The organism is Ruminococcus sp. MSJ-25 (assembly GCF_018917825.1).
GTDB classification, from domain to species: domain Bacteria; phylum Bacillota; class Clostridia; order Oscillospirales; family Ruminococcaceae; genus Hominimerdicola; species Hominimerdicola aceti.
Window position 1 is genome coordinate 26,371 of record NZ_JAHLPI010000010.1, and the last position, 12,352, is coordinate 38,722.

At 42.6% G+C, this 12,352-nt stretch carries 13 protein-coding genes; all 13 read right to left on the minus strand.

Features of this window, described 5'->3' with window-relative positions; all coding sequences use genetic code 11:
* Positions 1-10: 10 nt before the first annotated feature.
* Entirely contained in the window at positions 11-1,396 is a 1,386-nt protein-coding gene (gene trkA / locus KQH97_RS02850; protein ID WP_216552619.1) for a Trk system potassium transporter TrkA, read from the minus strand.
* A gap of 296 nt (positions 1,397-1,692) precedes the next feature.
* Entirely contained in the window at positions 1,693-3,951 is a 2,259-nt protein-coding gene (locus KQH97_RS02855; protein ID WP_216552621.1) for an ABC transporter permease, read from the minus strand.
* Positions 3,952-3,962: 11 nt separating this feature from the next.
* Positions 3,963-4,661 (minus strand): ABC transporter ATP-binding protein, encoded by a 699-nt coding sequence (locus KQH97_RS02860; protein ID WP_216552652.1) that lies wholly within the window; start codon positions 4,659-4,661, stop codon positions 3,963-3,965.
* 177 nt (positions 4,662-4,838) lie between these two features.
* A complete protein-coding gene (locus KQH97_RS02865; protein ID WP_117877934.1) occupies positions 4,839-5,216 on the minus strand; it encodes a metal-dependent transcriptional regulator in 378 nt (125 codons plus the stop codon).
* Positions 5,217-5,250: 34 nt separating this feature from the next.
* A complete protein-coding gene (locus tag KQH97_RS02870) occupies positions 5,251-5,409 on the minus strand; it encodes a FeoB-associated Cys-rich membrane protein (RefSeq protein ID WP_117865120.1) in 159 nt (52 codons plus the stop codon).
* A 51-nt stretch (positions 5,410-5,460) separates the two neighbouring features.
* Positions 5,461-7,950: a ferrous iron transporter B gene (locus KQH97_RS02875; RefSeq protein ID WP_216552623.1), complete on the minus strand. Its 2,490-nt coding sequence runs from the start codon at positions 7,948-7,950 to the stop codon at positions 5,461-5,463.
* A gap of 104 nt (positions 7,951-8,054) precedes the next feature.
* Positions 8,055-8,276, minus strand: coding sequence for a ferrous iron transport protein A (locus KQH97_RS02880; protein ID WP_022288589.1), 222 nt, complete (start codon positions 8,274-8,276; stop codon positions 8,055-8,057).
* A gap of 69 nt (positions 8,277-8,345) precedes the next feature.
* Positions 8,346-8,558 carry a FeoA family protein gene (locus KQH97_RS02885; protein WP_022288590.1) on the minus strand — a complete coding sequence of 71 codons (213 nt, stop codon included), beginning with the start codon at positions 8,556-8,558 and terminating at the stop codon, positions 8,346-8,348.
* A 296-nt stretch (positions 8,559-8,854) separates the two neighbouring features.
* Complete coding sequence (locus tag KQH97_RS02890) at positions 8,855-9,262, minus strand: flavodoxin (RefSeq protein WP_038671242.1); 408 nt, start codon at positions 9,260-9,262, stop codon at positions 8,855-8,857.
* A 12-nt stretch (positions 9,263-9,274) separates the two neighbouring features.
* Positions 9,275-9,847 (minus strand): DUF3793 family protein, encoded by a 573-nt coding sequence (locus tag KQH97_RS02895; RefSeq protein WP_117858587.1) that lies wholly within the window; start codon positions 9,845-9,847, stop codon positions 9,275-9,277.
* Positions 9,848-9,890: 43 nt separating this feature from the next.
* Positions 9,891-10,190, minus strand: a complete 300-nt coding sequence (locus KQH97_RS02900; RefSeq protein ID WP_022288593.1) for a DUF2325 domain-containing protein — start codon at positions 10,188-10,190, stop codon at positions 9,891-9,893.
* A gap of 252 nt (positions 10,191-10,442) precedes the next feature.
* Entirely contained in the window at positions 10,443-11,687 is a 1,245-nt protein-coding gene (locus KQH97_RS02905; RefSeq protein WP_216552625.1) for an SGNH/GDSL hydrolase family protein, read from the minus strand.
* A 26-nt stretch (positions 11,688-11,713) separates the two neighbouring features.
* Positions 11,714-12,316, minus strand: coding sequence for a bifunctional phosphoserine phosphatase/homoserine phosphotransferase ThrH (thrH, locus tag KQH97_RS02910; RefSeq protein WP_038673078.1), 603 nt, complete (start codon positions 12,314-12,316; stop codon positions 11,714-11,716).
* Between the last annotated feature and the right edge of the window lie 36 nt (positions 12,317-12,352).

A 12,352-nucleotide genomic window follows, 5' to 3' on the forward strand; every position in this document is an offset into this window, starting at 1 on the left:
ATTTCCTCCGCTATTTCAGAATATCAGTGATATCGTTAAATCCCGTATGAGTAGTGACGACCATTACAGTGTCGCCCCTCTCTATAGTATCCTGACCGCTCGGGATAATGATCTTGCCGTTTCGATTTATGAACGCTACAAGCAAATGTCTTTTTAAATCAAGAGCCTGAAGCGGTGCACCTGTGACCTCTGACTCCTGATCCACCTTGAACTCGATAGCTTCTACTCTATGATCGAACAAATGATACAGCGTTTCGATATTGCTATCTCCCGATTCGTTCTTCGCACGGACGTAGGCTATTATCGCCTCAGAGGTGATATATCTTGGATATACTACGCTTCCAAGGTCCAGTCTGCTTATAACGTCCTTGAAGTTTATCCTGTTTATCTTTGTGATAGTCTTAGCATTTGACACTTGTCTGGCATGAAGAGTGAGCAGGATATTTTCTTCGTCTATTCCCGTGAGAGCCACAAATGACTCTGCATACTCTATGCCCTCTTCCTTCAGAAGTTCCTCGTCAGTGCCATCACCGTTTATTATTATCGCCTTTGGCAAAAGCACACTGAGATCCTCACAGCGTTGTCTGTCATTCTCGATTATCTTGACGTTGATCCCCATGCCAATAAGACGTTTTGCAAGATAATAAGCCGCCTTGCCACCGCCTATTATCATTGTGTTCTTCACCTGATTTGTCTTCACACTGAGATCCTCAAAGAACGTTCTTGAAAAATTTCTTTGGGTGCAAAATGAGATAACATCATTCTTTTTCATTGTGAAATCGCCAGATGGAATATATATTTCCCCTTCTCTCTCAACAGCGCATATAAGCAGGTTTGTTGCCGTTTTACGGCTAAGCTCAGCGATCGTAGTGCCGACAAGAGGATTGCCCTCAGGTATCTTATACTTTATAAGCTCCGCCTGACCATTCGCAAAGGTGTTTACCTCAAGAGCTGTTGGCAGACAAAGTATTCTTGACGCTTCTCTTGAAGCCTCAAGCTCAGGATTTATGACCATTGCAAGGCCAAGCTTCTCTCTTAGATAGACTATCTCCTTGCTGTAATCAGGTGTTCTTACTCTTGCTATAGCCGAACACTTTGCTACTCTCTTGGCAAGTGTACAACAAAGCAGGTTAAGCTCATCAGACTCTGTGACAGCAATTATAAGGTCGGCGTTCTCTATGCCGGCATCCTGCTGAACGCTAAAGCTTGCGCCGTTTCCTACGATGCCCATAATGTCATAAAGACTACTGAGTTCCTGTATTTTCTTTGCATTCTTGTCAACTATCGTGATATCGTGACCCTCTTTCACAAGCTGTTCAACAAGGGTCGTGCCTACTTTTCCGCAGCCCACAATAATAATATTCAAACCGCCTGCAGGCTTCTTTTGTTTACTCATATTTTTCCTCCCACCGAATGACATACTGCCATTCACAGCAGTTCTCTGCACTTCTTCTCTTCATTAAGCAGAGCCTTTTTATAAAAGCGTATAATTCCATATCATATAATGTATCACTATGCTGTTAATAATATGTTAAAGTATAGTAAAGATATTAATAAAATTTACGACGATTGCCTAACTCATTTTTCCAAATTAGCGATTCTCAAAAAAAGTTATAAAAAAAGCACAAAAAAACTGTGCCACCGATACATACCGACAGCACAGCTCAATTAAAAAAGAATGATTTGGAAGAATTACTCTACATTTTTGAGTGCCTCATCAAGAGGTACTTTCTTTACACGTCTTGTAAGGATAAATGCTATCACCGCATATGAAACGATACCGAGCAACGGCACTTCAACAAATATTTTTGCTGGCACATAATATGGCATCCAGCCTGAATACTGAGCGAAAGCAACTTTGAATATATACTTCAAAGTGACATTTACTATAGGAACAGTCAGCAGCATTGAGGCTATAACGACTATGGTCGTAGTCGTTATATAAAGGCTGTTTATTTCCCTGTTGTTGTAACCCAGTATCTTTGTCATAGAAATAGACTGGCTGTTCTTTTCTATTATGACCTTTGAAAGAAGATAAACAATTAGCATGAACATTATAATACCCGCTGTCGCAAACATACTTATCATAGAACCCATAGACAGTATGAGCTGTCGTGATGTTTTTGTCAGGTCGTCTTTCGTTATAGTTGTCGCAATATACAGATCGTCTATATCCTTTATCTTTGTATTGGAGAAATAACCATTAAAATACCCGTCCTCAAGTTCAAAGGTCTTTATGAAGTCGCTGTCTGTCAGATAAACTGCTATAGTTGCAGGATCGTCATAGATACCCTCTACCTTAAAATTGTATTTTTTATCTCCGTAAGACTCTTTCAGCGTCACTTCATCGCCGACCTCTATGTTATACTTCTGAGAATAACCATCAGAGATAAACGCTCCGCCGTCTTTTATATCTGCATGAACGAACTTGCTGTTTTCTTTAACTCCGTAAATAGTTGCCGTTTCCTCTTTTAGCTTGTCATCGACAGTTTTAAGAGAGCCTGAACAATATTTCTCTACACCCTCTGTTTTAGTTTCAGCAGGCATTTTCAGCACATACTGATATTTGCTTATCATATTATCTTCTATTATATCCTGATAATGAAGAAGCATAGGCTTCATGCCAAGGCCAAAGAAGATGATAACATTAGCAAAAAGAATGCCAACAAACACTGTAATATAGTTAGGAATGTTCTGAAAGATGACTCTAAGTCTGAAACGCTTTAATATGCCTATCCTTGTGTTGAGCTTAAAAGCCTTTTTCTTCTGACGCTTTTTAAGATCACGCCTTAAAAATTTAAGCGGTGAAAGACTTAGTTTATTTACAAGCATTACAAGGTTTATTACGAAAAGTATTATAAGAGGAACTACTGTCGTCTTTATAAACGCATCTGCGTTCCAGATCGTTTTGTATGTTGGCAGACTGTAGCTTCCATAGTACGCTTTGATAGCAAAATCCTTAAAGCAGGTGTAACCAAGTATGTTGCCTACAATGGCAGATACAAGCACGACTATCATAGGCGTTGCAAGATAATGTCTAACAAGTTCGCCCTTTGTGTAGCCTGAGGCTCTGAGCGTACCTATAACGTTTGCTTCTTTTGCAATGGTGTTTCCCGTTGTTATAGCAAAAACAAATGCGATTATGACCATAACAAGATAAAGAAAAACTGTTATCATGGTGTTATCGCCCTTTATATCGTCGCCTGTAAAATGTATCGCCTGATTTGAGTATTCCGGAATAAACTGAGTGAGCATTGAGATTCCATTTATATGCTTCATGACCTTCTCAGCCATATCCTGAGCTTCCTCGTCGTTTGCCGGGGTTTTACCATATTTCCATGAGTAGCTGTAATGAAGATCAGCCTCACCATAATCGTCAAAAAGCGTATCGGTAACGATAGCTACACCGAACTTCAAAGCGTCAAACATCATATCAGACGGATTAGAATACAGTGCGCTGTAATCTGAAAGTGCAACAAGACCTGTTATCTTAAGCTTCTTGCCGCCGACCGTCAGGCTGTCGCCGACTTTAAGCTTGTTATTGTCAGCATACATTCTGTCAATAGCGATCTCGTCATCAGCAGAAGGAAGCTCACCGTCCATTATACATATCTTGTCGATATCCTTACGATTTTTGAAAAGCCTGATAGTGCTGTCAACTTCTTTTGTTTCTTTGTCAAGATAAAAATTTTCATATACCTTTATCTTCTCCTCACCGTTCTCTATCTTCTTGATAGCATCATCATCGGCTTTTTGAAGAAGCTCAAAATTTCCGCTTTCGATATTGTATTTCTCAAAGCTTTCGTCATAAGCAACAGACATACTGCCTGCCGCAACAAGAAAGCCTGATACTATGCCTATCATCATTGTGATGAACAAAAACAGAACGATGTATTTTCCTATTTCGCCCTTAAGCTCTCTGGGCAAACGCTTGATAAGAGGGTTTTTCATGATGACCCTCCTTACCAATCAAGCTCTGCGGCTGTGAGCTTAGTTTCATTAAGATAATTCTTTCTTATCATACCATCTCTGAGCTTTACAACTCTGTCAGCCATTTGCTTGATAGCGTCATTATGTGTTACCATTATGATAGTGTTGCCATACTTCTTGTTTACGTCCTCTATAAGCTGTAATATCTCCTTGGAGGTATTGTAGTCAAGCGCACCTGTAGGCTCGTCGCAGAGCAGGATGTCAGGGTTCTTGACGATGGCTCTGCCAATAGCAGTTCTCTGCTGCTGACCTCCCGAAAGCTGATTAGGAAGCTTGTGACGATGTTCGTAAAGCCCAAGAGTTTTAAGCAGGTCGTCAACGTCAAGAGGTTTGTCGCTAAGATATGCGCCTACCTCGATATTCTCCTTGATATTCAGGTTAGGTATAAGGTTGTACATCTGGAAGATGTAACCCAAGTGCTTTCTTCTGTAAAGGGTCAGTGCCTTTTCGTTCATATCGGCAGTCTTTTCGCCGTTTATTGAGATATACCCCTCGTCAGCGGCGTCAATGCCTCCTATAATGTTCAGAAGTGTTGATTTACCTGAGCCTGACGGTCCGAGAAGCACGCAGAACTCTCCTTTTTCTATTTCGATATCAATGCCCTTAAGCACTTCAACTCTGCTCTCGCCCTCGCCAAAATGCTTTTTTATGTTCTTTATTTCAAGAAACACATTCATTCCCCTTTCCAACCATTTATTTTAATAATGTATCTTTGCCGTCTTTAAACGTCTTATTATACATATTTGTATGCCATAACTTACTTCACATTGTGGTTAATTGCAGCTAACCGATATATCTGATAAATCCCGCCGAAAAAGGCGGGATCTAACGATATAAATATTACTGATTTAGCCGTTTGTCGTGCTTTGCAAAGCAAAGCTTACAAGCTTGTCGAGAGCGTCCTCAGATATCTGAGAAACAATAGCCACCGAGTCATTCTCGGCATTTTTTCTCTCAACGCCCACACGGTTTTCAAGAAAATCCTGAAGTATCACACTTGGAGTATAAAGCTCATTAGCTGCCTTTATGCCCTCAGATGTCAGTGTGATCTCACGGTAAGGCTCTTTGATTATATAGCCCTCGTCTATAAGCTTCTGAGTCATCTTGACGGTGCTTGCCTTTGTCACGCCCAGAACAGAAGCTACCTCTGTGGACTTGACAGGTCTGCCGTTCTGACCCAGTCTGTATATGGCAAATAAATACCTTTTCTGTGATTTAGTCAGCATTCAGATGACCTCCCCGAAGTTTATTACTGTTTTATCATGATCTGTGACAGCGAGAAGAATTTGGACAACAGCCGCAGCTGCCACCGCAAGAGCTTTTGCCCTGTTTCTTATCCTTTACGAGCTTGTAAATTATAGCTGCCACGATAGCAATGAGAATCACTGCTATCAGAATCGTACCGACTACTGTGTACATAATTATCCTCCCAACTGTTTATGCAAGATCAGTGATGATATTTGCTTTTTATTATGCGTTTGCGCCTACCTTAACGTCCTTTTCAAGCTTTGTGCTTTCCTTATAAGGTCTAACGAGCATATAGATGATAAGAGCGATAAGAGCTATTGCAAAGATAAGACCGATAACATTTACCTTACCAGTGAAGAGGTTGCCAAGCTGATTTACGATAAGTGCGATAACATAAGCAAAACCACACTCGTAGCCAATAGCGAACCAGAACCACTTTCTGCTGTTCATCTCACGCTTGATAGCTCCCATTGCTGCGAAGCAAGGTGCACAGAGAAGGTTGAAGATAAGGAACGACATACCTGTGATGCCGGTGAATGCAGCACCGATCGCAGAGTAAACTGAACCATCTCCGCCGCCGTAAAGGATACCCATTGTACCAACGATATTCTCCTTAGCAACAAGACCTGTAACAGCTGCAACAGTTGCCTGCCAGTTGCCCCAGCCAAGAGGTGCGAAGATCCAGCAGATAGCCTTACCAATGTGAGCAAGGATACTGTATTCCATCTGGTCTTCTGTGAGCATACCGAACGAACCGTCTACCCAGCCGAAGTATGAAGTGAACCATACGAAGATAGTTGAAAGTGTGATGATAGTACCAGCCTTCTTGATGAATGACCAGCCACGCTCCCACATTGATCTGAGTACGTTGCCTACTGTTGGGATATGGTAAGCAGGAAGCTCCATAACGAATGGTGCAGGATCTCCTGCGAACATCTTTGTCTTTTTCAGCATGATACCTGAAATGATGATAGCTGCGATACCGATGAAGTATGCGCCTGTTGCTACCCAAGCAGAGCCGCCGAAGATAGCACCTGCGATCATTGCAATAAATGGCGTCTTAGCTCCGCAAGGAATAAATGTTGTTGTCATGACAGTCATACGTCTGTCGCGCTCGTTCTCGATAGTTCTTGAAGCCATGATACCAGGGATACCGCAACCTGTACCAATAAGGATCGGAATAAATGACTTTCCTGAAAGACCGAACTTTCTGAAGATCCTGTCCATTACGAATGCGATACGAGCCATGTAACCGCAAGCCTCAAGGATAGCAAGAAGAATGAAGAGTACGAGCATCTGTGGTACAAATCCAAGAACCGCACCAACACCGGCTACGATACCGTCAAGGATAAGACCCTTGAGCCAATCTGCGCAGTTTACTGCGTCAAGACCGCTTTCGATAAGTACAGGGATACCTGGTACCCATACGCCGTAATCAGCAGGATCCGGATCAGCGAATTTATACTTCTCAGCGGCTGCAACTGCAGCTTCCAGATCAGCATACTTAGCTGTTTTTGTTGTTTCTTCAAGTGTTTCCTCGTCCTCTACTGTATAATCAGCAGTTGCGGACTTATCTACTGTAGCAAGCAGGTTGTCTGCTGTTGTCTTTGCAGCGGCAACGTCAAAATCGTCAGCTTCGTTGTCGATAGCCTCGCCGCCCTGCTGCTCGATAAATGCGTTGATTATGTCAAGCGAGCTGCCATATTCGTCAGCAGCGTCCTCAGCGTCAGATGAACCGATGCCGAACAGATGCCAACCGTCACCAAAGAGTCCGTCGTTTGCCCAGTCAGTTGCGGCTGAACCTACTGTTACCATTGAGATATAGTAAACAAGGAACATAACTACTGCAAAGATAGGAAGACCGAGCCAACGGTTCGTAACGATCTTATCGATCTTATCTGATGTTGTAAGGCCGCCCTGATTTTTCTTTTTATAGCAATCCTTGATTATTGAAGCTATGTAAATGTATCTCTCGTTTGTGATGATACTCTCCGAGTCGTCGTCCATTTCTTTTTCAGCAGCGCAGATATCCTTTTCGATATGAGCCTTTACCTGCTCAGACATACCGAGCTGTTCAATGACCTTCTCATCTCTCTCGAATATCTTTATAGCGTACCATCTCTGCTGTTCTTCAGCAACATCATGGAGAAATGCTTCCTCAATATGAGCAATAGCGTGTTCAACAACGCCGTTGAATGAATGCTGAGGTACCATTGGAACTTTTGACTCAGCAGCCTTTACTGCAAGCTCAGCAGCTTCCTTGATACCAGTGCCTTTAAGTGCGGATATCTCGCAGACCTGACAGCCAAGCTCCTTAGCAAGCTGATCTGTATTTATCTTATCGCCATTCTTTTTAACAACGTCCATCATGTTGATAGCAACAACAACAGGGATACCAAGCTCAACAAGCTGTGTTGTAAGATAAAGGTTTCTTTCGAGGTTTGTACCGTCGATGATATTGAGGATAGCGTCCGGACGCTCGCTTATAAGATAGTTTCTTGCAACTACTTCCTCAAGTGTATAAGGTGAAAGAGAATAGATACCAGGAAGGTCCATGATAACTACGTCCTTATGACCTTTGAGCTTACCCTCTTTCTTTTCAACTGTTACGCCCGGCCAGTTACCTACGAACTGGTTTGAACCTGTAAGAGCGTTGAAAAGAGTTGTTTTACCGCAGTTAGGGTTACCTGCGAGAGCAATTTTGATCTCCATACAATTTGATCCTTTCAGAATTTCGGCACTCTGATATATCCTCATCTTCTAAGTACACATCAGCTCTGCCGATGAAATTTTTTGCTGTTTGCCTGAACTATGTATCAGACCGTTTCGATCATCTCAGCGTCAGCCTTTCTGAGCGAAAGCTCATAGCCTCTGACCGTTACTTCAATAGGGTCACCCAAAGGCGCAACCTTTCTTACATGGACTTCAACACCCTTTGTGATGCCCATATCCATGATCCTTCTCTTTACAGCACCAGTGCCGTTGAGCTTCTTCACGGTAACTGTTGAACCGATCTTAGCTTCTTTCAATGTTGCCATAACCTGTTCCTCCTAACTATACAAAATATCTTCAAACATATTTATCATGGCTTGACCGCCAAATGTTTCCTATACCATTATCTTCGCAGCCATTTCCTTTGAAACAGCTACTCTTGATTCTTTGACCTTAACAATAACGTTTCCTCCGATAGTGCTTACTACCGTTACCGTTCCACCTGCGACAAAACCCAGATTTTCAAGAAACTTTCTTGTTTCAGGTTTTCCGCCTACTTTCTTTATCATGTTTTCTTCCCCTACGTTTGCAAATGTCAGCGGCATCATTCAGACCCTCCTGTTCTTTTGTCAGTATCAAAAGTTAGATTAATCTAACTTTCAGGCTTATTAAAAGGGTTAGCATTTTCTAACCCATAATATAGTTTAGCACGGCTAACCGAATTTGTCAAGACTAAATGTGCCGTTTTTTCAATTTTGTAAGCTTGCACAAAATCATAAGTTAGTTAAACATAACTTTAGTTAGTTTTCAATAACTTAATCACTGCACAAACGCAGACAGAAAAGCAAAACTGCCTTTTTCCGCCTGCGTTTGCAGTTTACATTATTACATTGGAGATATACGCTTACTTAGCAAGAGCCTCGCCCAAAGCCTTGCAGCTTGCGAGAGCGTCGTCGTCAGGAGTTTCGTTTACAATAAGTCCCTCGCCATTTACAAGTGTTGCACCGTCGCCCGTAACTCTGTCCTGCCACTGACGCATCCACTCGCCGTCACCCCAGCCGTACGAGCCGAAGAGTGCTATCTTCTTGCCTGAGAGCTTGCCCTCGATACCTGCGAAAAATGGCTCGAACTCACTGTCCTCAAGCTCCTCTGCTCCCATTGCAGGGCATCCAAGAGCTATTGCGTCATAATCCTCAACATTGCCGCTGAACTCAGAAACTGCGAAGCACTCTGCGCCTGCACCCTCTGCAACTGCCTTTGCCATAGCCTCTGTGTTGCCTGTACCGCTCCAATAAATTACTGCTGTTTTCATTATGATTACCTCCTAAGAAATTTTCAGGGCTTGGTAAATGCTTTCGCCCTGAGCAAGTTTATTACACAGATAATTTCTGCACTTGTCATAATTGCTGAAAATACGTCTTGCTCTGTTTTCGTCAGAGTAGACTTTCCAATATCCGCAAAGAAGATAGTTTCTTCCCTTGTTCTGTATGAACCCTGTAACATCATCAACAGGATAGCCTAGAAACAGACCTATCTCATGAGGAAAATCCTCACTTGCGGATATTCTTCCAGACAGCCTTTCAAGCTGCTGTTCAAGGGTCATACGGCTGTCATAGCCAAAGCTTTCAAGAAGCTTTCTCACTCTTATGTCTGCAAGTCTGTCAGATAAAAGCTTTTCGTTATAGAGAAAAAGCAGCTTTCTGCTTTTGCACTCGCAAAGCACTGTTAGCTTCATGCCCTTTGTATATGCCCTGCTGTTGAAAAGCTCGACATTCTCTTCAAGCCCGTCCTTGTTCTTTTCCATTGACATAAGACAGGCAGGCTTTATTCCAAGCATTGCAGGGGCAAGATGATAAGCCATGCTTTTTTCAAAATTTCTCAGCTCAGACTGTGACATAGTCCCTCCTTTGGTTAGAAATTCCTAACCTATACATATAGATCTATGCGTTTACAACGCCTTTAGTACAATATTTTTCAAGCACGTTCTTCAAAGCCGAACAGCTTGATGAATGGCATATAGCCACGGGAAAATCAAGTTTGCTTGCTCTTTGGTTAAGACCATTGAGCATTTTATGTGACACTGTATCAGTAAACACCACTGCCAGATCAGGACTGCCTATCTTCTTATCAAAACCTGTAGGATATTTGATAAACACCTTAGCCTTGCAATCATATGATTTGCATATATCCTTATAGCGTGTTGCCATACGGTCATTTCCGCCTACTATTATAACGCTCATACTTTTCTTAACTCCTCCTTTTCATTAATTTAGTTAGTATTTACTAACCATATTCATATTAGCATAAACTAACCCCGTTTGTCAAGGGAAACTTATGTCAGAAGTATAAACTTTTCATATGATAAAATATTCACGGCAAAAGCGAAGATACTATATATAATATGCGTTACATATCGCAGATTATGTTTGGTATTGTTTTGTAAAAAAATACGGCGAAGTGTCAAAAGACACAACGCCGTATAAAAACAAATATTATTTGCCTAAAAGCTCTGCGAATTGTTTCATGAATGCATCGCACACGGCCTTGCCACCCTCGCCGTTCGGGTGTCCGCCATAAAGCGCACCTGCTGGGTTTTCAGGTGTTGAAAGCTGTGCCGCAAAGTCAAAATACTCTGCGCCGTATTTGTCAGCCGTCTGCTTTTCAGTATCGTTAAGTGCGGTTCTCACCGCTTCGTGTTCCTCGTCATAATCCTGTGGAGGAGCATTGAACAAGATAGTCTTACAGCCTGCCGCCTGAGATTGTTCAAGGATAGTGCTTATATAGCCATTCACCTCGTCGGCATTGTTTCCGCCATCTCCACCGTATTCGCCCGAAACAATGTCATTTGTGCCGAACGCAACTATCATGATGTCGCTGTTGAGCGCTCTTCCGAGCCAATTGCCTTTCTGTGCACAATCGCTCGCTCTCGCCCAGCCAAGACCGCAGTTCCAGAAAGCATAATCAGAACCAAGCTCTTTTGCAATGCGTGCCGCCCAGAACTCATACGCCATGAAGTCTGTCATACAGCCCTGTGTGATAGAGTCGCCGATAGCCGTAACACGATATTTCACATCACGCTTTGCTCCTATAAGAAGCGGCAGTGGCACATCGTCACAATAAGTGAAATCGCTGCCGTTTTTCGATGATGTGGTAGACGTGAGGTTTGACATCTTGTTGCATGGGATATCTCTTCCCGTCACCGTCCACTCCCACACAAGATAATGATCCTCAGGGATATTCAGCGTAACAGGGTCGCTCCAAAAAGTTTCCGCAGGTGCGACTTTCTTTGAGCCTGCACCGTCAAATGTTACCTCAGTGCGTGAGGTTATCTCGTCATCCGGACCTGTTCCACCGTCGCAGACATAAGCCGAGGAAATCTCATACTCTCCGCCCTCTTTGCCTGCAAAAGCCTGCTTTCCGTCAGCGTTGTATGTAGAATCCACAGTATTTGAAAAATAGAAAGCGTATTCAAGCTCTCCGTATTCCTCCAGTGGAAAATATGCTCTGTATGTTACCTCGTTAGCTTTCTTTACCACAAAATTGTTTCCCGTGGCAACGTAAGTGTTCGACACATATGTATCGAACTTATCATCAGCTATCTTACAGCTTTCCACCGCAGGCTTTTCATCAGCCTTTGAGCTTGACTTATCAACCACGCTGCTGTCAGCGCTTTGACCGCAAGCTGCCGCAGACAGTGACAAAGCCGCTGCCATTATAAGTGATATTACCTTTTTCATCTATGTTTTTCCTTTATTAAAGACTATTAGTCCATAGCAGCCTTTATTGCAGCCATAAGCTCATCATATGTTTCATAAGCAGGAAGCTCAGGATATTCAGCCTTTATGCTGTCTGTGCTTCTGAAAAGGAAGCCTGCCTTGCTTGCCTGTATCATGCCAAGGTCATTGTGGCTGTCACCGCTTGCGATAGTTTCAAAACCGATAGACTGGAGAGCCTTTACAGTTGTGAGCTTTGACTTTTCACATCTCATCTTGAAGCCTGTGATCTCGCCGTTGTCAGCAACTTCAAGAGTGTTGCAGAAAATAGTAGGATAACCAAGCTTCTTCATAAGAGGACCTGCGAACTGCGAAAATGTGTCGCTGATGATTATTACCTGAGTGAAGCTTCTCAGTTCGTCAAGGAACTCCTTTGCGCCTGGCATTGGGTCGATAGTTGCGATAGTATCCTGGATCTCTTTCAGACCAAGACCATGCTCCTTAAGAATGTTGATACGGTATTTCATAAGCTTGTCATAGTCAGGCTCATCTCTTGTTGTTCTTTTAAGCTCAGGGATACCTGTAGCCTCAGCAAAAGCTATCCATATCTCAGGAACGAGAACTCCCTCAAGGTCAAGACAAGTGATATACATACTCATAATTATTTCCTCCTTAGAAATATACAAAAA

Bases quoted from the DNA above. Each gene is read 5' to 3' on its own strand.
- KQH97_RS02890 (WP_038671242.1), bottom strand. From the start codon at position 9,262: ATGAAAACAGCAGTAATTTATTGGAGCGGTACAGGCAACACAGAGGCT.
- KQH97_RS02895 (WP_117858587.1), bottom strand. From the start codon at position 9,847: ATGTCACAGTCTGAGCTGAGAAATTTTGAAAAAAGCATGGCTTATCAT.
- KQH97_RS02885 (WP_022288590.1), bottom strand. From the start codon at position 8,558: ATGATGCCGCTGACATTTGCAAACGTAGGGGAAGAAAACATGATAAAG.
- KQH97_RS02865 (WP_117877934.1), bottom strand. From the start codon at position 5,216: ATGCTGACTAAATCACAGAAAAGGTATTTATTTGCCATATACAGACTG.
- KQH97_RS02905 (WP_216552625.1), bottom strand. From the start codon at position 11,687: ATGAAAAAGGTAATATCACTTATAATGGCAGCGGCTTTGTCACTGTCT.
- KQH97_RS02870 (WP_117865120.1), bottom strand. From the start codon at position 5,409: ATGTACACAGTAGTCGGTACGATTCTGATAGCAGTGATTCTCATTGCT.
- KQH97_RS02900 (WP_022288593.1), bottom strand. From the start codon at position 10,190: ATGAGCGTTATAATAGTAGGCGGAAATGACCGTATGGCAACACGCTAT.
- KQH97_RS02880 (WP_022288589.1), bottom strand. From the start codon at position 8,276: ATGGCAACATTGAAAGAAGCTAAGATCGGTTCAACAGTTACCGTGAAG.
- KQH97_RS02855 (WP_216552621.1), bottom strand. From the start codon at position 3,951: ATGAAAAACCCTCTTATCAAGCGTTTGCCCAGAGAGCTTAAGGGCGAA.
- thrH (WP_038673078.1), bottom strand. From the start codon at position 12,316: ATGTATATCACTTGTCTTGACCTTGAGGGAGTTCTCGTTCCTGAGATA.
- KQH97_RS02875 (WP_216552623.1), bottom strand. From the start codon at position 7,950: ATGGAGATCAAAATTGCTCTCGCAGGTAACCCTAACTGCGGTAAAACA.
- trkA (WP_216552619.1), bottom strand. From the start codon at position 1,396: ATGAGTAAACAAAAGAAGCCTGCAGGCGGTTTGAATATTATTATTGTG.